This window comes from Pseudomonas sp. WS 5078 (genome assembly GCF_012985745.1).
GTDB classification, from domain to species: domain Bacteria; phylum Pseudomonadota; class Gammaproteobacteria; order Pseudomonadales; family Pseudomonadaceae; genus Aquipseudomonas; species Aquipseudomonas lundensis_A.
Genome location: NZ_JAAQWX010000002.1, coordinates 306,810 through 323,594, shown reverse-complemented (window position 1 = coordinate 323,594; position 16,785 = coordinate 306,810). Strand labels below are relative to the sequence as shown.

Genomic DNA, 16,785 nt, shown 5'->3' with positions numbered 1-16,785 from the left:
TTCAGCTCCATTGGTTCGGGGGGCTGCGTTTGGAGTACAACGCCAGCAGAACGATAAAGGAAAACACCAGCATGGCCCCGGATAGCCAATGTGCCTGGGCATATTCCAGGGCTTCGACGTGATCGTAGATCTGCACAGAGACCACACGGGTTTTCTCAGGAATGTTGCCACCAATCATCAGCACTACACCGAACTCGCCCACTGTATGGGCAAACCCGAGAATCGCAGCGGTAATAAAACCTGGACGTGCCAGCGGCAGCGTGACGTAGAAAAAGGTGTCCCAGGGATTGGCGCGCAGGGTCGCAGCCACCTCAAGCGGTCGTCGGCCGATTGCCATGAAGGCATTCTGCAAAGGCTGTACAACAAAAGGCAGGGAGTAAATCACGGAGCCGATCACCAGCCCGGCAAAGCTGAAGGTCAAGGTGCCGAGCCCCAGGAACTGGGTGAGCTGCCCCACAACGCCATTGGGGCCCATCGCCAATAGCAGGTAAAAACCGATCACTGTGGGTGGCAACACCAGTGGTAAAGCCACCACTGCGCCCACAGGGCCGCGCCACCTCGACGGGGTGTGGGCCAGCCATAAAGCGAGTGGCGTCCCTATCACCAACAAAATGGCGGTGGTCAGTGACGCCAGTTTCAGGGTCAGCCAAATGGCGGCGAAATCGGCACTGGACAGCGGCATTTAGCGTTGATAACCAAAGGATTGGATGATGGCCCCCGCTTTGGGGCCTTTCAGGTAGTCCACCAATGCCTGTGCAGCGGCATTGTGATCACCCTTTTTAAGGATCACGGCGTCCTGTTTGATGGGGGCGTGCATCGTGCCAGGCACGATCCACGCTGAACCGCTGGTGATATTGCCATCTTTGTAGATTTGAGACAGCGCCACAAAACCGAGTTCGGCATTCCCTGTCGAAACGAATTGATAAGCCTGTGTGATGTTTTGCCCTTCGACAATTTTTTCTTTGACCTTGTCCGTCAGGCCGAGCTTGGCCAGCACGTGTGTGGCCGCCAGACCATAAGGTGCAGCCTTGGGGTTGGCGATGGACAGATGAGTGTAATGGTTGGCCAATAAGGCTTTGTCAGTGCCGTCAATCAACGCCTTATCCGCTGACCACAATGCCAGCGTGCCAACGGCATAGGTGAAACGGCTACCCGGCACGACGTCACCTTCTTTTTCGAGTTTCTCGGGCGTCGTGTCATCGGCCGCCAGAAACACTTCAAACGGGGCGCCATGCTTGATTTGGGTATAGAACTGGCCTGTCGCACCGTAGGCTGCGATCAATCTATGGCCTGTATCTTTTTCAAAATCCTTGGCAATGGCTTGAATCGGGGCTGTGAAATTGGCGGCAACGGCGACTTGAACGTCACCAGCCTGCACGTTCATGGCCAAGCCAGCGCCGAAAAACGCGACGATTACCAAGGGGACAAAACGCACTGCATGCGCGGTCATCGGGAAACTCCATGTAATGGCGAGGGTCGCCCGGGGTAACGCGCAGCATCGGGCAACGAGAAGATAATCGCTATAGCAAAAAGTTTATAGCGCTTTGTTCTCAAATGGCCATCATGGTCGCCTGCGTAGGGGCACTTCAGCCTGCCTTGCGCAGGGTGATATTGACGCGCTGGTCGCCCAGCAATGAATGGGTGCCGGGCTTGATGGGCAAGATCGCATGGTAGCGCAAGCGATCGACGCCCCCCCAGACCACGACATCACCATGAAACAGCGAGATGCGCTGCACAGGATCGCTGCGTTCAAAGCCGCCAAACTGGAAAACTGCCGGCAACCCGAGGGAGATCGAAACAATCGGCGCTGTGAACGCACGTTCGTTCTTGTCCTGATGCAATGACATTTTGGCGCCGGGCGCATAAGCGTTGATCAGGCAGGCATCGGGCACAAACTCCTCAAAGCCTGCGGTAGCCGCAGCGGTTTCAGCGAGGTTCAGCAACACAGGGGGGATCGCAGGCCAAGGTTTGCCGCTCAAGGGGTCAACCGGGCTGTAACGGTAGCCTAGAGCGCTGGTCGTCCACCCCAGCGCGCCACAACTGCTCAGGCGCGCTGACATGGTAAAACCGCCGGGTGTTTGCATAGAGCGAAACGGCGATTCATTCAGTACGCGCTCAAGTGCCGTCAACAATGCCTCGACCCAGGGCAGGGCAAATCCACGCAAGACAAACGCTTGCGTACTGAATTGTTCAATCCGGGCGGGTTGTTGCAGGTCGCTTTCGTCAAACAGGTCGAAAGACATGACGGATTAGAGCGCCTTGCTCACTTTAATGTCGGCGATGATTTCTTCTTTGCCGTGAATCTTCTCAAGCGCTGCGCGGGCTTCTTCCACGGTTGCGGACTCGAGCTGCGCGAATTCAAAACGGCGCTCGCCGTTGAGCGTGTACTTGATGACGTATTTAGTGGTTGTCACGGGAGTTCCTGTCGCTAAGAGACGGTGTCAGGTTTAACGGAGCTTGGAGCTGGACCGGCGAACGATTTTGATCGAGTGCTTCAAGGTCGGCTTGCGGGTCACGCTGATGGCGCGGCTGCTGACTGTGTCGATGGTGATATTCCAGAAGCCGGTGCTCGGCGCGGTGATCCTGGCCGGAAACTTGTCAAATGCCCCACCATGGTAGGAGTGGCGGCCGCCATTTTTGAAGCTGCGAAAGTGCGCATCGCTCATCAGGCGAATGTTGCAGGGATGGGAGCACTCGATGACGACAATGTCATCTTCGTTGAGGTGCTCACGCTGGTGAATGAATTTCATGGGGGCTCCGATGGGCGCTTTTGCTAAAAAAACAGGACGATAGCATGTGCTTTAGTCCAAGTTGGAGGCTAAACCAGCTTATTATGCTGCCGTGCAGATGAATCTGACGTTTGGCAAATTAAAATTGCTACTTTTTGAGTATTAATTCCCTGCTGGCAGGGAGAAATTTTAAAGATCCATGGTCGTAGGATCTTTATCGGAGGATTTGTATGAAGTGGGGCGTATTGGTGGCAGTGTTGGCTTTGGGCGGCTGTGCATCCGTAACGGACATTGAGCAGACATTGCCGACGATGAGTGTGATTTCGGGCAAGAAGCCCAATGCCTACGCTCAGTGCCTGGTGCAACAATTGTCACGCACGCGCAAAGCCCCGCAAATTGAGCCGCACAAGGATGGTTTGCGGGTGATTGTTCCGCAAAAGCTTACCTCGGGGCCCACAGCGGTGATTGATATCGAAGAGCGTTCGGCGGGAAGCAGCATCAAGGTTTACGAAAGCATGTCTAACGTGCCGATTCGGCCAGGGGATATTCGCGCGGCAGCCACGCACTGCATCTCAGGCGAATAACGCTTCCGTTCATTCTTCCTGCGGCAAACACAAAACCTGACACTTGCTTCTTGCAACTGTCAGGTTTTTTTCTTACGCCTGCCGGATAGTGAGGACTACGCATTGCAGGCAAATGGCCATTAGCTTACTATTTGTGTGCTTATAAGGGTTAAGCCTAAGCATATAACAATAATGGAGCGGGCCATGGTGCCACTTAAGCGAACACTGGCCGGTGGTTTAGTGCTGCTTGCTATCAGCAGCGTTCAGGCCGCGGAGCCTCGCAACATCTTCCTGCAAGGTGGCAGTCAGCCTGGGGCCACAGCCTGTATGGCGTGTCATGGCATGGATGGCATGGGCGTCGCCCCGGCAGGATTTCCGCGATTGGCAGGTCTTTCTGCCGATTACCTCAGCAAACAGCTGCGTGACTTTAGAGAGGGCTCGCGGGTAAGTCCCGTGATGCAGCCGTTGGCCAGTGCATTGACGTCGGATGAGATCCGTTCAGTGACCACAGCCTTAGCCGCCATGCCTGCGCCAACAGCGCCTGCTGTAAGTCGCAGCCAGGTGGTCAAAAGTGTGGGGCAGTCACTGGCCCTTCGCGGCGCCTGGGAGCGCAACATTCCTGAATGCGTGAGCTGCCATGGGCCTGGCGGTGCAGGGGTTGGCAGCGCCTTTCCGCCACTGGCCAATCAACCCGCCCTTTACCTTGCCGGACAGCTTAATGCCTGGCGTGAAGGCTTGCGCCGCAACGACCCGAGCGACCTGATGGGGCATATTGCCAAAGCCATGACAGCAGAAGAAGTGAAGGCGGTCGCTGAGTATTTCGCCACCCTGGCACCTCAGGAGGCTGCGCAATGAAACGTCTGTTGCCCGTGTATGCGTTTTGTGTGCTGGTTGCACCGATGGCGGGTGCAGCCACCATTGCCATGGAAGATCAGTCGCAGCTTAAAATCCCGCCTGCGGCAAAGCACCCGAATTCCTATTTTCGTCCGCCGCAGCAAAGCGAACTTCCCGACAATGCCTATGGAAAGATGGTCATGGACGGGTACGCACTGTTTGTGGACACCAAACGTCAGGCGCCCCAATTCGTCGGCAATGGCCTCAATTGCACCAATTGCCATCTGGATCAGGGAAAACTGGCGAACTCCGCGCCGCTGTGGGGGGCTTACCCGATGTACCCCGCGTATCGCAAGAAAAATGACAAGGTCAATACGTTTGCCGAACGCCTGCAGGGCTGTTTTCAGTTCAGTATGAATGGCGGCACGCCACCGGCCGCAGACAGTCGTGAAATCACAGCCTTGTCGGTGTATGCCTATTGGTTGTCGACAAAAGCGCCCGTTGGGGTCGAGCTGCCCGGGCGCGGCTATCCGCAGGTGCCTGAACCCGCTGGCGGCTACGACTTGGTGCGTGGCGCAGCTGTTTATCAGGCGCACTGTGCGCTGTGTCATGGCAATGAGGGGCAAGGCCAGAAGGTTGGAACCGATTACGTGATGCCACCTTTGTGGGGTAAAGACTCCTACAACTGGGGGGCGGGCATGCATCGCATCAATACGGCGGCGTCGTTCATCAAGCACAATATGCCCTTGGGTAAACCCGGCAGTTTGAGCGACGAGCAAGCCTGGGATGTGGCGGCGTATGTCAATACGCACGAGCGACCACAAGACCCGCGTTTGGTGGAGGGGTCGATTGAAAAAACACGCGTGAAGTTTCACGCCAATGACGGGGTCAACGCGTATGGGCAAACCGTTAATGGCGTTTTGATCGGGCAAGGTATCCCGTAAACTGTGCCCCTTGAACCTCACTGCCGTTAAAAACGTGTAGAGCCACGGCAGTTTTTCGGGAGAACGCGATGAAACGAGCGCTTGTCCGGCAGCGTCATGCCGAAGGCAGCATTACAGCTACCCATGCCATCCCCAACCCGGCCGCGACCGATGAGTGGATTGTTTTTTTCAAGAAGAGTGCAGGGCGCAGTTACTTTTTGGTGGATGACAACGACGAAGTTGAGTCTTTCGAAGGCCTGGATACGTTAGTGGAAACGCTGCGTTCACTGGGTATCAAGTTCGTCGAAGTGCACCTCTGAGGCTGGAGCTATTTGCACATCACGATAATCGTACGGCTGGTGAAATTTCCGACATCAACACCCATGGTCTTTTCGCTTTCCTTGACGGCCGAAGAGCCATCTGTGCCAACAATCGTGTACCCCGTGCCAGCACATGAAGCGTCCGCCTTTTCATAGCACTTGCCCCATGACATGGCCTCACCGGAGCAGTCGATGCTCAGTCCCTGCTGGCCGTCAGGCAAGTAGGTGTTGGATGCTGTTGCGCAGCCTCCGAGGGTCAACAGTACGCCTATCAGAATCTTTTTCATTGAGTGCCAGTTTTCGCAAAGAAGGTCAGGAGGATTTATTACGCTTGCGCACCGGTGAAGGGGGGAGGTCCTGAAGCACAGCGGCCACTTCGATGGCGGCCGCCTCTGTCACAAAAGCGCCTGCAACCTGCTCTTCGGTGTTGCCTAGGATCCACCACTCACCTGGCTGGATTTCTTTAATCAGATACCCGTTAACTTTTTTTACATCCGACATGGCAATTAGATCCTCTGCTTGGAAAAGCACGTATGGTACCGCCAAACCGGGGCTTGCGCTGTCAAGGATGTTTAAGTGCCACTAGTCTCAAGCAGACCCTGGCGTTATTTCAGAGGTTCCGTAAATGACGCTGGCACATGAAAAAAAAGTTAAAAAGGAACTAAGTGGCACATATTTTCTCTATGTTGGTATCAGGATGCTATCGGGGGCATTGTAAGGTTGCTGCCGCCTGATTAGACTGCGCCAAATCCGTACGCACAGCCCTTTTAAGGACTCATATGATCAAGAAATGCTTGTTCCCAGCAGCCGGCTACGGCACTCGCTTTTTGCCAGCGACCAAAGCCATGCCTAAAGAAATGCTGCCGGTGGTGAACAAGCCACTGATCCAGTACGGTGTTGAAGAAGCACTCGATGCAGGCCTGAACGAAATCTCTATCGTGACCGGCCGTGGTAAGCGCGCACTTGAAGACCACTTCGACATCAGTTACGAGCTGGAAAACCAGATCAAGGGCACTGATAAAGAGAAATACCTGGTAGGTATCCGTCGCCTGCTGAGCGAATGCTCGTTCTCTTACACCCGTCAGACCGAAATGAAAGGCCTGGGTCACGCTATTCTGACTGGCCGTCCACTGATCGGCGACGAGCCTTTTGCTGTCGTGCTGGCGGATGACCTCTGCGTCAACCTTGAAGGCGATGGCGTTTTGACCCAAATGGTCAAACTGTACAACCAGTACCGCTGCACCATCATCGCCATTCAGGAAGTTGATCCGCAGGAAACCAACAAGTACGGCGTAATCGCCGGTGACCTGATTGGTGATGACCTGTACCGCGTGCGCAACATGGTTGAGAAGCCAGCGCCTGAAGACGCGCCTTCCAACCTGGCGATCATCGGTCGTTACATCCTGACCCCTGACATCTTTGATCTGATCAAGCAAACCGAACCGGGTAAAGGTGGCGAAATCCAGATTACCGACGCGCTGATGAAGCAGGCGCAAAACGGCTGCGTGATCGCGTACAAGTTTAAGGGCAAGCGTTTCGACTGCGGTGGTGCTGAAGGCTACATCGAAGCTACCAACTTCTGCTTCGAGAACTTCTACAAGACCGGCAAAGCTTACTAAGTAACGCGAGCTTGCTGACTGCTTCAAGGGAAAGCCACCTACGGGTGGCTTTCTCGTTTTCCGATTTCAGTCACCCTCGGCGCTGGTCAATCGTGCCGTAGGGATTATGCTGATGGACTGCTCAGGAGATAGTGATGTCCTACGAATTTGATTTGTTTGTGATTGGAGCCGGGTCCGGCGGTGTACGGGCTGCCCGTTTTTCAGCAGGCTTTGGTGCAAAAGTGGCCGTGGCTGAAAGCCGCTACTTGGGCGGAACGTGCGTCAATGTGGGGTGCGTACCCAAAAAGCTGTTGGTCTACGGCGCCCACTTTGCTGAAGAGTTCGAGCAAGCGTCAGGCTTTGGCTGGACGCTGGGCACGTCCAGCTTCGATTGGTCAACGCTGATTGCCAACAAGGACCGTGAGATTAATCGTCTCAACGGTATCTACCGCAACTTGCTGGTAAACAGTGGTGTCACGCTGCTTGAAGGGCACGCCAGATTGACCGGGCCAAACGAGGTGGAGGTCAATGGTCAACGCCATACTGCAAAACATATCCTCATCGCCACAGGTGGCTGGCCACAGATTCCGGACATTCCGGGTCGTGAGCATGCCATCAGCTCCAATGAAGCGTTCTTCCTGAAGGAGCTTCCAAAGCGTGTACTGGTCGTGGGCGGAGGCTACATTGCCGTCGAGTTTGCCGGGATTTTCCAGGGCTTGGGCGCCGAGACCTCGCTGCTGTATCGCGGTGAGATGTTCCTGCGGGGGTTTGATGGCTCTGTACGCAAGCATTTGCATGAAGAGCTGCTTAAGCGTGGCATGGACGTTCAGTTCAACGCCGATATTGCGCGAATTGACAAGCAGCCAGATGGCAGTCTGAGCGCCACGCTCAAGGACGGGCGTGTGCTTGAAGCCGATTGCGTGTTCTATGCGACGGGGCGCCGGCCGATGCTCGACAACCTTGGCCTTGAAGCGACGGGCGTCACGCTGGACAAGCGCGGTTTTGTTCAAGTCAACGACCTGTACCAAACCAACGAACCTTCGATCCTGGCCATCGGCGACGTCATCGGCCGCGTGCAGCTGACACCAGTAGCGCTCGCAGAAGGCATGGCAGTGGCGCGTCGTCTGTTCAAGCCCGAGCAATACCGGCCAGTGGATTACAACATGATTCCAACAGCCGTCTTCAGCCTGCCCAATATCGGGACGGTGGGTTTGAGCGAGGAACAGGCCCTCGAAGAAGGTCACACGGTGCAGGTCTTCGAAAGCAGTTTCCGGCCGATGAAGCTGACGTTGACTGAATGCCAGGAACGCACGTTCATGAAGCTGGTGGTTGATGCTGAAACGGACAAAGTACTGGGCTGTCACATGGTCGGTCCTGAAGCTGGAGAAATTGTGCAAGGTTTGGCGATTGCCATGAAGGCCGGGGCGACCAAGCAACACTTTGACGAAACCATTGGTGTGCACCCCACTGCCGCAGAAGAATTCGTCACCATGCGCACGCCCGTTAAGCGCTGACTGATTGTGGGTGCGGAGACTGCCGCAGGCGACGCCATACGCCTGCGGCAGTCGCTCTGCATCCATCACGCTGTATGCGCTGTATATATCAACCACCCGCATGTGCGTGCGTTCATCAATCATCCCGTCTGGAAATGTTGATTTATCAATCACAGACGGATGAAAGCCATGAAACCGATACCGACTCGAGTACGGCGGCAATTTGATGAGCGTGCAGATGCTGTACTGCCAGGTTTAAGCCCTGATTTTCTGAGTGCCGATGATGCCGCGCGTTATGTCCATGCATTCATCGATCACACGCACGCTAAAGAGTGTGGAGGGCTAATCCTCAAAGCAGAGGATGGCAAGTATGTGGCGACCTTGCCGTTCTTTACGGAGACCGACGAATACAACCCTTATCGCTTGCTTCCTGTCGATGAGACCGGAAAGCTAAGTCACCCCCCCGGCTTTATCTGCTATGCCCTTTATCATTCGCATACCAATGACTATGAGCCCAGCCCCGCGAAGAATGACCTGCGTGAAATAGCGGCCCTTTATACGCGAGACAGTTTTTTTACGCCCAACGATGTGTTTCGCAATACGGATATAGCCACATTCATCAGCGTGCATTATTTGTCAGGCTTGAATGGCTCGTTAATTAAATATCAGTCCAAAGGGGCTGAGCAGGATGACGCGCTTGAAGATGTAATGGTCGAGGCCATGTTTAAGGCAACGCTGTTTGAGGTTCTCACCGAGCAGATCCGGGGCGCCGCTACGCTAGGAAAGTTGTCGGTCATTCAGTCCAGTGAGGTGTGGCGCGGAAAGGTCGGCAGGGTTGGCGCGGACTTTGAGGTGTATACGCCTTCGAGTTATCTGGATCTTGCTCCCAGAATCGTTGAGCATCCGGCATTCGGAGCGGTCAACCCAACCCTCGAAGAGGCCATTAAGGATGCAAAGTCACGCAGTCACCAATCAAGTGAGCGTCACTATGGGGTAATTTTGCAACATTTAACGCGGCAAGAATTTATTGCTTCCGAGCCCGTTTTGGGTGAGGTGGACTTTTCGCTTAGCAGAGTGTTTGGAGCGGGTGCTGAGGGGGGCGTCCAGTTGCCTCACGGCTATGAGGTTCATGGCTTCTACTGCGCCAGTTCTCTTTATCACTCGCCCAAGCGCTTGCCGCCACGTGATCGCGGGTTGTTTAAACACTTTATTGACCCTGAGTTTTTATTGGCAGGTATCAAGGCGGCATGTTCGCGCACTGAACGGCCGGTCCCTCTTTATATCAACGCCCGTGAGGGGGCGGTATTAAGGGTTATGCCGGATAACAACAGTGTTAGGCGCCTGTCCGAGTTGATTGATGAGTCAGGTGCGGCGTCACCCCGGTATACACGTAATAACGTGTTGGCGGGGACGGTAGCGATGCGCGACTACATTTGCACGGTTGCTGCCACTGTTCAGCTAAGTGTTATTGATGCCACTGATATGTGGGGCGCAGTTGGACGAGTAGACGCACACTGGCAGCCCTACAAGCACGTCACCGAGCGCGACTGGAGTCCTGCTTTCAGGGATGCTGACGCTGTCGCCCTGCATGTGCACCAGCACATTAAGCGTGAGAGTGATCGCGTGTTTGGCGGGCTCATCTGTCAGCGCGCAGATGGTTTATTTACGGCCACCGAGCCTGTCGCGTCGTACAGCGAAACATTCGATCCCATGAGTGTTTATCCTGCTGAATCGCCTGCGCTAATGCCTGAAGGCTACCGGGTGGTTGCGGTTTACCACAGTCACCGGGTGCAGCCTTTACAGTTATGGCGCTCGGCTGAAGAAGAGCAGTTGTATCGCAACATGCTTGAACCTCATGAGCTGCGGGCTGCCATTGATGAGCGTCAGTGGGCGCAATACCGATACTTTTTTGGGCACGATGGTGCGCTCATCAAGTACACGCCGAGCGGTTCCGAGCGTGAAGGTCGGCTGATGGAGAGAATTACGCCCAGGGCGGATCAGCTTGAATGTGTTCGAAAAAATGCACTTCAGATGAAGTTGCGCGCCAATGCGCTAAAGCCCAGTGAATACATCAGCCTGGTTGCACGATCGGGTTCATTGCAGGTGCTGGTTGGCAGCCCTGCGTGGGGGGAGGTGGGGACGGTGACGTCTACCTGGAAGGTCACCGTACCTCGAGCTGATCCGGCTGCGGAAAAGAAGCCGGCCAGTCCGGGACTTTAAATCGCCTGGGTCAGGCGCTCAGCCTTCGGCAAACAGGACTGAGCGTCTGGCAGCAGGCTACTGCTTCTACTGCGTCATTCGCCGGGCGGCGTGACGGGTAAAGGCGCATCGTGTTCTCTCAGTGCCTTAAAGGTTTCAAGTGCTGCCTCAGCCTTCATCGCGCGCATGGTGAGGCCTGTGACAGCCTGTTGAGCTTCGGTCTGTACATGCTTAAGCGTTTCGCCCTCATGGATTGCCACCCGCAACCGTTCTTGGAGCAAGGTGCGCTCCCCCTCCAACTGGCTCACCTGATTGCTCAAGTGTTGGTTGTGTTGCGCCAGCTTTTTCTGCTGCTCATTGACCTGATGGATTTCCTTGGCCAGCGCACGGTTTTCACTGAGCACCCGTTCGTTATCGCGGTGCAGTTGTGTGATTTCATCCTGCCGCACAAGGGCGCTTTGCTGCGCCTGTCGCAGTTCCATCTGCACCTGTTGCAACTGACCCTCATGGCGCCGCTGATCTTGCTCGCGCTGCTCTTTGGCAGCGCTGCGGTAATGCTCCAGCGCATCGCGCGCATGGAGGTGTTTTTCTTCCAGCGAACGTATTTGCTCGTCACGGTCTTTGAGGCGCAGTTCAAAATCGCTGCACGCCTGATTTAGAGCCGCATTACGCGTCTGCTCGGTCTGCAGCATGGAGCGCGTGGACTCGAGGTGAGCGGTTTCCTGGTTCAAGGCTGTCGCCTGAATATCCAGCTCCTGTTTCAACGCAGACAGCGTCAGTTGAGCTTCAGACAATTGGGCCTGCAGCTGCGTTTTCAGCTGTTCGTAATGTGCCTGGGCGCGATCAATCGGTTCTTGTGCTTGCTCTTGCAGCCGATGGGCGAGGCGGGAGACCAAGTCTGCCAGCTCATCGCCAAGCGCTTCATGGGAAACACCTCGACGGCTGTCACTGTCGTCCAACTCCTTCAAATATCGGTGAATAGTGGTTTTTGAGCCGGTATTCCCCATCTCGATCCGCACCGCATCAATGCTTGGGTGTTCACCACGGGCCAGGATTGCCGCGCGTGCAATTTGCACCACTGCTTTGTTTACACCGCCGCGAGCCATGGGTATCTCCTACGATTATGTACTGTGGTATGTATCATGTAATTACATACTATATTGAATTGAATCTTCTGTCACATTTTATGAATTATCAGGCGGGATATACTGGTATTATCCCGCGTCAAGGGCTGTTTTGTGATTTTCAGGCCTGTTTCCAGTACGCAAATGTGAGAGATGCCCCAATGAGCGATCTTGATCGCTATCTGAACGCGGCTACCCGCGATAACACCCGACGCAGTTACCGCGCCGCCATTGAGCACTTTGAAGTGACATGGGGCGGTTTTTTGCCTGCCACCAGTGACAGCGTGGTCCGTTACTTGGTGGCGCACGCAGGCCAGCTCTCGATCAACACCTTGAAATTGCGTCTGTCGGCCATAGCTCAATGGCACAACAGCCAAGGCTTTGCCGACCCCACAAAGGCGCCGGTGGTGCGCAAAGTGTTCAAAGGCATCCGTGCGTTACACCCGGCGCAAGAAAAGCAGGCAGAACCGTTGCAATTGCAGCATCTGGAGAAAGTGATTGATTGGCTCGAAAGTGAGGCCCAAGCGGCTCAAGCCAATGCCGATAAGCCAGGATGGCTGCGTGCGCGTCGCGACACGGCGCTGATTCTGCTGGGGTTTTGGCGGGGCTTTCGCAGTGACGAGCTGTGCCGTTTGCAGATTGAACACGTGCAAGCACTCGCAGGTTCGGGCATCACCCTGTATCTGCCGCGCAGTAAAGGTGACCGAGACAACCTCGGTAAAACCTTCCAGACCCCGGCATTGCTTCGCCTGTGCCCGGTGCGCGCTTACATCGAGTGGCTCAATGCTTCAGCGCTGGTCCGCGGCCCGGTATTCAGAGGGATCGATCGCTGGGGCAATCTGGGTGAGGAGGGCTTGCACGCCAACAGTGTTATTCCCTTGTTGCGTCAAGCGCTGGAGCGAGCTGGCATTCCCGCCGAACAGTACACAAGCCATTCGTTGCGACGTGGTTTTGCAACATGGGCGCATCAAAGTGGCTGGGACCTTAAGTCCCTGATGAATTACGTCGGCTGGAAGGACGTTAAGTCAGCGATGCGCTATGTTGAAGCGTCCCCGTTTACTGGGATGAGCATTGCGGCAGAAAAACGTATCGGGCCTTGATCGGGATCAAGATGCGGGTTGGCGGGCTGGCAGAAAGTGATATTCGGGTTTCTTCTATTAATAGGGCAACCTGATAGCCAAAACCAATCACCAGTATCAGCTTTCCCAATGAGCCAGATACACCATGTGTTGTTAGGATTCACCCCATCAACTTTTCAACCCTGACGGAGAGTCAACGATGCCTATCATCAATAGCCAAGTAAAACCGTTCAAAGCCACCGCTTACAAAAACGGCAGCTTCGTAGAAGTGTCGGACGCCGACCTGAAAGGCAAATGGTCCGTTGTGTTCTTCTACCCGGCTGACTTCACATTCGTATGCCCAACCGAGCTGGAAGACCTGGCTGACAACTACGAAGAGTTCAAAAAACTCGGCGTGGAAATCTACAGCGTGTCCACTGACACTCACTTCGCTCACGCTGCATGGCACAACACTTCGCCAGCCATTGGCAAAATCCAGTACACCATGATCGGCGATCCGACGCTGACTATCTCTCGCAACTTCGACGTTCTGATCGAAGAAGCGGGCCTGGCGGATCGCGGCACGTTCGTGATCAACCCTGAAGGTCAGATCAAAATCGTTGAGCTGAACGATGGCGGCGTTGGCCGTGATGCTTCCGAACTGCTGCGCAAAATCAAGGCTGCCCAGTACGTCGCTGCCCACCCGGGTGAAGTGTGCCCGGCCAAGTGGAAAGAAGGTGAGTCCACCCTCGCGCCATCGCTCGACCTGGTCGGCAAGATCTAAGCCTGTGAGCCAGCCAAGGGCGGTGATCCGCACCTGAGTTGTTAGCAGCATCGCCCTCAAAACGCCCGGGCGAGATTCGCTCGGGCGTTTTTTTTACACAGTCTTAAACCGTTAAGGAGATCGCCCGTATGTTGGACGCCAATTTAAAAGCTCAGTTGAAGTCATACCTGGAGCGGGTCACCCAGCCGATCGAGATCGTTGCATCCCTCGACGACGGTGCGAAATCCCGTGAAATGCATGACTTGTTGAAAGAAATCGCCAGCCTTTCCAGCCAGATCACCTTGCTGGACAACGGTACCGATGCGCGCAAACCATCGTTCTCGTTGAACCGCCCGGGCGGTGATATCAGTCTGCGTTTTGCAGGCATCCCCATGGGCCACGAATTTACATCGCTGGTACTGGCCTTGCTGCAAGTAGGCGGCCACCCATCGAAAGCCAGTCCCGAAGTGATTGAACAAATTCGCTCGCTCACAGGCGAGTTCAACTTCGAGACGTACTTCTCCTTGTCCTGCCAAAACTGCCCGGACGTGGTTCAGGCGCTGAACCTGATGGCCGTGCTCAACCCCAATATTCGCCACGTGGCGATTGACGGTGCTCTGTTTCAGGACGAGGTCAATGATCGCCAGGTGATGGCGGTTCCCAGCGTTTACCTGAACGGCGTCAACTTTGGTCAGGGCCGCATGGGTCTTGAAGAGATTCTCGGCAAGCTGGACACCGGCGCCATTGAGCGTCAGGCCGAGAAAATCAGCGCTAAAGATGCCTTTGATGTGCTGGTGATTGGCGGCGGCCCGGCCGGCGCAGCAGCGGCTATTTATGCTGCCCGTAAAGGCATTCGCACCGGCGTGGCAGCAGAGCGTTTCGGCGGTCAGGTGCTGGACACCATGGCCATCGAAAACTTCATCTCGGTTCAAGAAACCGAAGGGCCGAAGCTGGCCACGGCACTTGAAGAACACGTCAAGCAATACGACGTGGACATCATGAACCTGCAACGCGCAGACCAATTGATTCCGGGTAAGGGCAGCGAGCTGCACGAAGTCAAATTTGCCAGTGGGGCGTCATTGAAAGCCAAAACGCTGATTCTGGCGACCGGTGCGCGCTGGCGTGAAATGAACGTGCCCGGCGAGCAGGAATACCGCAGCCGTGGCGTTGCATACTGCCCGCACTGCGACGGGCCGCTGTTCAAGGGCAAGCGCGTGGCCGTCATTGGTGGCGGTAACTCAGGGGTTGAGGCAGCCATTGACTTGGCCGGCATCGTTGCTCACGTCACCTTGCTTGAGTTCGACACCAAGCTGCGGGCCGATGCCGTCTTGCAGCGCAAACTCAACAGTTTGCCAAATGTCACTGTCATCACCCAGGCACAAACCACGGAAGTGACTGGCGACGGTCAGAAAGTGAATGGCTTGCGTTACAAAGATCGTCAATCCGGTGACGTGCACACTGTCGAGCTGGAAGGGATTTTTGTCCAGATCGGTTTGTTGCCTAACACTGATTGGCTCAAAGGGACTGTCGAGTTGACACCACGTGGCGAAATTGTGGTGGATGCGCGGGGTGAAACGTCGATCCCCGGTATTTTTGCAGCCGGTGACGTTACTACAGTGCCGTACAAACAAATCGTGATTGCGGTAGGCGAGGGCGCCAAGGCGTCGCTGAGTGCCTTCGATCATTTGATCCGCACGTCTGCTCCTGATTAATGGTCCGGACAGAAAAAAACCCATGAGCAATCATGGGTTTTTTTTGCGCTGCTTATTACAGCGGGGTGGGCTGAATGATCTCGACCCAGTAGCCGTCGGGGTCTTTGATGAAGGCCAGGGACTTCATGCGGCCATCGCTCAGACGCTTCTGAAAGTCGACATTCAGTGCCTCAAAACGCTCGCAGGCCGCGACAATATCAGGCACGGAAATGCAGATATGGCCAAAGCCGCGCGGATCGGTATTGCCATTGTGGTAAACAACGCTGTCGTCGGTTTCCGAGCCGTGGTTGTGGGTCAGTTCCAGAATGCCCGGGATAGACTTCATCCATTCGGTGCGTGCGGCGTCATCCGCCGGGATCTGCGCTTTGTCGACCAGCGCCAGGAAGTACAGGCTGAACGCTGCTTCAGGGAAGTCGCGCTTTTCCACCAATGAGAAACCCAGGATGCGGGTGTAAAAATCCAGGGATTTCTCGATGTTCTTGACGCGCAGCATCGTGTGGTTGAACACGAAATTTTGGGTAGCGCTATCCGGTGTGGCAGTAACGCCGGGAATGCTGTTCAGTGTTTGCAGGCTCATGAACCCTCCGAAGATGATGCTTGGATGATTGGTCGCTACGTTAAGCGTGATGAAGGGAATGATACGGAATGTGACGCCATGCGCCAAACCCGATTCGGCTCATGGGACGGATGGCGATGTTGATGTAGAGCGGGCGCTCGATAAATCCGAGGCAAAAAGAAGCCCGCCGAAGCGGGCATGGGGCGCTAGTCCTTTAGCAGCCTTCATCCTGAAACTATGGGTGTGAAAAATTTGTGAATATCGATGCGCTTGCGACTATCGGACCCGTAACCCGGCTGAATGGTCCTCGCACTATCGGCGCCGGTGGACATGGGTGAGCCTTCAATGTGCTGTAAAGAGGGCGCTATAAATTACTTGCCCAAAAAAGCCCTGATAAACAGGGCTTTTACAGGAAGGGTCAGCTGCGAACCCAACTCTCGACGGTTGATGCGCCGTACTTTTCCTTCCACGCTTTAAGCCCGCGATGGTTACCGCCTTTGGTTTCAATAAGTTCACCGGTATGTGGGTTGTGATAAACCTTCACAACACGGGCTTTGCGCTGTTTAGGGGCTGCTGAAGGCTTGGATGTCACGGGGTGAGGATCAAGAATCGCGATGATGTCACGCAGATTCTTATTGTAAGATTTCATCAACCCTTGAAGTTTTTGCTCGAATTCAATCTCCTTTTTTAATCCGGCATCATTTTTCAAGGCTTCCAACTGCGCCATTTGTTCTTGTAGCGCCTTTTCAGCGGCGCGAAACTCGGCAAGTCTGCTCAAAGTCATTACTCCGATCGTGGGTTCGGTCTGTACCTGACCGATGTGATGAAAGATGGACGGGCAACATAAGGTAGACAGAACAGTACTTCAGCGGTTCATTGCAAATGACTGCTCAGTAACATAAGGAATTGGGCG

At 55.0% G+C, this 16,785-nt stretch carries 20 protein-coding genes; 10 read left to right on the top strand and 10 right to left on the bottom strand.

Going from position 1 to position 16,785, the window contains the following annotated elements; all coding sequences use genetic code 11:
• Nucleotide 1: 1 nt before the first annotated feature.
• The 5 genes from modB to HBN68_RS04705 form a co-directional block, all read right to left on the bottom strand.
• Nucleotides 2-682 carry a molybdate ABC transporter permease subunit gene (modB, locus tag HBN68_RS04725; protein ID WP_169962913.1) on the bottom strand — a complete coding sequence of 227 codons (681 nt, stop codon included), beginning with the start codon at nucleotides 680-682 and terminating at the stop codon, nucleotides 2-4.
• A complete protein-coding gene (gene modA, locus HBN68_RS04720) occupies nucleotides 683-1,450 on the bottom strand; it encodes a molybdate ABC transporter substrate-binding protein (protein ID WP_094993515.1) in 768 nt (255 codons plus the stop codon).
• 136 nt (nucleotides 1,451-1,586) lie between these two features.
• Nucleotides 1,587-2,243 carry a DNA oxidative demethylase AlkB gene (alkB, locus tag HBN68_RS04715; protein ID WP_094993516.1) on the bottom strand — a complete coding sequence of 219 codons (657 nt, stop codon included), beginning with the start codon at nucleotides 2,241-2,243 and terminating at the stop codon, nucleotides 1,587-1,589.
• A 6-nt stretch (nucleotides 2,244-2,249) separates the two neighbouring features.
• Nucleotides 2,250-2,414, bottom strand: coding sequence for a hypothetical protein (locus tag HBN68_RS04710; protein ID WP_094993517.1), 165 nt, complete (start codon nucleotides 2,412-2,414; stop codon nucleotides 2,250-2,252).
• A 33-nt stretch (nucleotides 2,415-2,447) separates the two neighbouring features.
• Entirely contained in the window at nucleotides 2,448-2,750 is a 303-nt protein-coding gene (locus HBN68_RS04705) for a DUF1883 domain-containing protein (protein ID WP_047274675.1), read from the bottom strand.
• 209 nt (nucleotides 2,751-2,959) lie between these two features.
• On the opposite strand from HBN68_RS04705, the gene HBN68_RS04700 reads away from it, so the two are divergent.
• The 4 genes from HBN68_RS04700 to HBN68_RS04685 all read left to right on the top strand — a co-directional run bounded on the left by HBN68_RS04700 (nucleotide 2,960) and on the right by HBN68_RS04685 (nucleotide 5,369).
• Complete coding sequence (locus HBN68_RS04700; RefSeq protein WP_094993518.1) at nucleotides 2,960-3,313, top strand: hypothetical protein; 354 nt, start codon at nucleotides 2,960-2,962, stop codon at nucleotides 3,311-3,313.
• Nucleotides 3,314-3,496: 183 nt separating this feature from the next.
• Nucleotides 3,497-4,147 carry a c-type cytochrome gene (locus HBN68_RS04695; protein ID WP_094993519.1) on the top strand — a complete coding sequence of 217 codons (651 nt, stop codon included), beginning with the start codon at nucleotides 3,497-3,499 and terminating at the stop codon, nucleotides 4,145-4,147.
• On the top strand, nucleotides 4,144-5,070 hold the full coding sequence (locus tag HBN68_RS04690; protein WP_169962911.1) for a c-type cytochrome: 927 nt from the start codon (nucleotides 4,144-4,146) through the stop codon (nucleotides 5,068-5,070). The genes HBN68_RS04695 and HBN68_RS04690 overlap by 4 nt, the downstream gene beginning before the upstream one ends.
• A 68-nt stretch (nucleotides 5,071-5,138) precedes the next feature.
• Nucleotides 5,139-5,369 carry a hypothetical protein gene (locus tag HBN68_RS04685; RefSeq protein ID WP_169962909.1) on the top strand — a complete coding sequence of 77 codons (231 nt, stop codon included), beginning with the start codon at nucleotides 5,139-5,141 and terminating at the stop codon, nucleotides 5,367-5,369.
• A gap of 8 nt (nucleotides 5,370-5,377) precedes the next feature.
• Here HBN68_RS04685 and HBN68_RS04680 read toward each other — a convergent pair whose 3' ends face one another.
• Both HBN68_RS04680 and HBN68_RS04675 read right to left on the bottom strand, forming a co-directional pair.
• Nucleotides 5,378-5,656, bottom strand: coding sequence for a hypothetical protein (locus tag HBN68_RS04680; RefSeq protein ID WP_094993522.1), 279 nt, complete (start codon nucleotides 5,654-5,656; stop codon nucleotides 5,378-5,380).
• A gap of 25 nt (nucleotides 5,657-5,681) precedes the next feature.
• Nucleotides 5,682-5,870: a hypothetical protein gene (locus HBN68_RS04675; protein ID WP_094993523.1), complete on the bottom strand. Its 189-nt coding sequence runs from the start codon at nucleotides 5,868-5,870 to the stop codon at nucleotides 5,682-5,684.
• A 278-nt stretch (nucleotides 5,871-6,148) separates the two neighbouring features.
• On the opposite strand from HBN68_RS04675, the gene galU reads away from it, so the two are divergent.
• The 3 genes from galU to HBN68_RS04660 all read left to right on the top strand — a co-directional run bounded on the left by galU (nucleotide 6,149) and on the right by HBN68_RS04660 (nucleotide 10,680).
• The gene (gene galU, locus HBN68_RS04670; RefSeq protein WP_047274668.1) at nucleotides 6,149-6,988 is read left to right on the top strand and encodes a UTP--glucose-1-phosphate uridylyltransferase GalU; all 840 of its coding nucleotides are present in this window, start codon (nucleotides 6,149-6,151) and stop codon (nucleotides 6,986-6,988) included.
• 134 nt (nucleotides 6,989-7,122) lie between these two features.
• Nucleotides 7,123-8,481, top strand: a complete 1,359-nt coding sequence (gene gorA, locus HBN68_RS04665; RefSeq protein ID WP_169962907.1) for a glutathione-disulfide reductase — start codon at nucleotides 7,123-7,125, stop codon at nucleotides 8,479-8,481.
• 168 nt (nucleotides 8,482-8,649) lie between these two features.
• Nucleotides 8,650-10,680 (top strand): DUF4329 domain-containing protein, encoded by a 2,031-nt coding sequence (locus HBN68_RS04660; RefSeq protein ID WP_169962905.1) that lies wholly within the window; start codon nucleotides 8,650-8,652, stop codon nucleotides 10,678-10,680.
• Between the two features lie 74 nt (nucleotides 10,681-10,754).
• On the opposite strand, the gene HBN68_RS04655 is transcribed toward HBN68_RS04660, so the two are convergent.
• Nucleotides 10,755-11,765 carry a DNA-binding protein gene (locus HBN68_RS04655; protein WP_169962902.1) on the bottom strand — a complete coding sequence of 337 codons (1,011 nt, stop codon included), beginning with the start codon at nucleotides 11,763-11,765 and terminating at the stop codon, nucleotides 10,755-10,757.
• A 179-nt stretch (nucleotides 11,766-11,944) separates the two neighbouring features.
• Here HBN68_RS04655 and HBN68_RS04650 point away from each other — a divergent pair, with 179 nt between their 5' ends.
• The 3 genes from HBN68_RS04650 to ahpF all read left to right on the top strand — a co-directional run bounded on the left by HBN68_RS04650 (nucleotide 11,945) and on the right by ahpF (nucleotide 15,316).
• A complete protein-coding gene (locus tag HBN68_RS04650) occupies nucleotides 11,945-12,883 on the top strand; it encodes a site-specific integrase (protein ID WP_169962900.1) in 939 nt (312 codons plus the stop codon).
• 178 nt (nucleotides 12,884-13,061) lie between these two features.
• Complete coding sequence (gene ahpC / locus HBN68_RS04645; protein WP_016780891.1) at nucleotides 13,062-13,625, top strand: alkyl hydroperoxide reductase subunit C; 564 nt, start codon at nucleotides 13,062-13,064, stop codon at nucleotides 13,623-13,625.
• A gap of 128 nt (nucleotides 13,626-13,753) precedes the next feature.
• Nucleotides 13,754-15,316, top strand: a complete 1,563-nt coding sequence (gene ahpF / locus HBN68_RS04640) for an alkyl hydroperoxide reductase subunit F (RefSeq protein WP_169962897.1) — start codon at nucleotides 13,754-13,756, stop codon at nucleotides 15,314-15,316.
• Nucleotides 15,317-15,371: 55 nt separating this feature from the next.
• On the opposite strand, the gene gloA is transcribed toward ahpF, so the two are convergent.
• Together gloA and HBN68_RS04630 are read right to left on the bottom strand one after the other, a co-directional pair.
• Entirely contained in the window at nucleotides 15,372-15,893 is a 522-nt protein-coding gene (gene gloA, locus HBN68_RS04635) for a lactoylglutathione lyase (protein WP_094993529.1), read from the bottom strand.
• Between the two features lie 397 nt (nucleotides 15,894-16,290).
• Entirely contained in the window at nucleotides 16,291-16,650 is a 360-nt protein-coding gene (locus HBN68_RS04630) for a histone-like nucleoid-structuring protein, MvaT/MvaU family (protein WP_169962895.1), read from the bottom strand.
• Nucleotides 16,651-16,785 lie beyond the last annotated feature (135 nt).

What these genes read in the sequence shown, in the direction of transcription:
- modB (WP_169962913.1), bottom strand. Translation starts at nt 682, where the DNA reads ATGCCGCTGTCCAGTGCCGATTTCGCCGCCATTTGGCTGACCCTGAAA.
- modA (WP_094993515.1), bottom strand. Translation starts at nt 1,450, where the DNA reads ATGACCGCGCATGCAGTGCGTTTTGTCCCCTTGGTAATCGTCGCGTTT.
- alkB (WP_094993516.1), bottom strand. Translation starts at nt 2,243, where the DNA reads ATGTCTTTCGACCTGTTTGACGAAAGCGACCTGCAACAACCCGCCCGG.
- HBN68_RS04705 (WP_047274675.1), bottom strand. Translation starts at nt 2,750, where the DNA reads ATGAAATTCATTCACCAGCGTGAGCACCTCAACGAAGATGACATTGTC.
- HBN68_RS04700 (WP_094993518.1), top strand. Translation starts at nt 2,960, where the DNA reads ATGAAGTGGGGCGTATTGGTGGCAGTGTTGGCTTTGGGCGGCTGTGCA.
- HBN68_RS04695 (WP_094993519.1), top strand. Translation starts at nt 3,497, where the DNA reads ATGGTGCCACTTAAGCGAACACTGGCCGGTGGTTTAGTGCTGCTTGCT.
- HBN68_RS04690 (WP_169962911.1), top strand. Translation starts at nt 4,144, where the DNA reads ATGAAACGTCTGTTGCCCGTGTATGCGTTTTGTGTGCTGGTTGCACCG.
- HBN68_RS04685 (WP_169962909.1), top strand. Translation starts at nt 5,139, where the DNA reads ATGAAACGAGCGCTTGTCCGGCAGCGTCATGCCGAAGGCAGCATTACA.
- HBN68_RS04680 (WP_094993522.1), bottom strand. Translation starts at nt 5,656, where the DNA reads ATGAAAAAGATTCTGATAGGCGTACTGTTGACCCTCGGAGGCTGCGCA.
- HBN68_RS04675 (WP_094993523.1), bottom strand. Translation starts at nt 5,870, where the DNA reads ATGTCGGATGTAAAAAAAGTTAACGGGTATCTGATTAAAGAAATCCAG.
- galU (WP_047274668.1), top strand. Translation starts at nt 6,149, where the DNA reads ATGATCAAGAAATGCTTGTTCCCAGCAGCCGGCTACGGCACTCGCTTT.
- gorA (WP_169962907.1), top strand. Translation starts at nt 7,123, where the DNA reads ATGTCCTACGAATTTGATTTGTTTGTGATTGGAGCCGGGTCCGGCGGT.
- HBN68_RS04660 (WP_169962905.1), top strand. Translation starts at nt 8,650, where the DNA reads ATGAAACCGATACCGACTCGAGTACGGCGGCAATTTGATGAGCGTGCA.
- HBN68_RS04655 (WP_169962902.1), bottom strand. Translation starts at nt 11,765, where the DNA reads ATGGCTCGCGGCGGTGTAAACAAAGCAGTGGTGCAAATTGCACGCGCG.
- HBN68_RS04650 (WP_169962900.1), top strand. Translation starts at nt 11,945, where the DNA reads ATGAGCGATCTTGATCGCTATCTGAACGCGGCTACCCGCGATAACACC.
- ahpC (WP_016780891.1), top strand. Translation starts at nt 13,062, where the DNA reads ATGCCTATCATCAATAGCCAAGTAAAACCGTTCAAAGCCACCGCTTAC.
- ahpF (WP_169962897.1), top strand. Translation starts at nt 13,754, where the DNA reads ATGTTGGACGCCAATTTAAAAGCTCAGTTGAAGTCATACCTGGAGCGG.
- gloA (WP_094993529.1), bottom strand. Translation starts at nt 15,893, where the DNA reads ATGAGCCTGCAAACACTGAACAGCATTCCCGGCGTTACTGCCACACCG.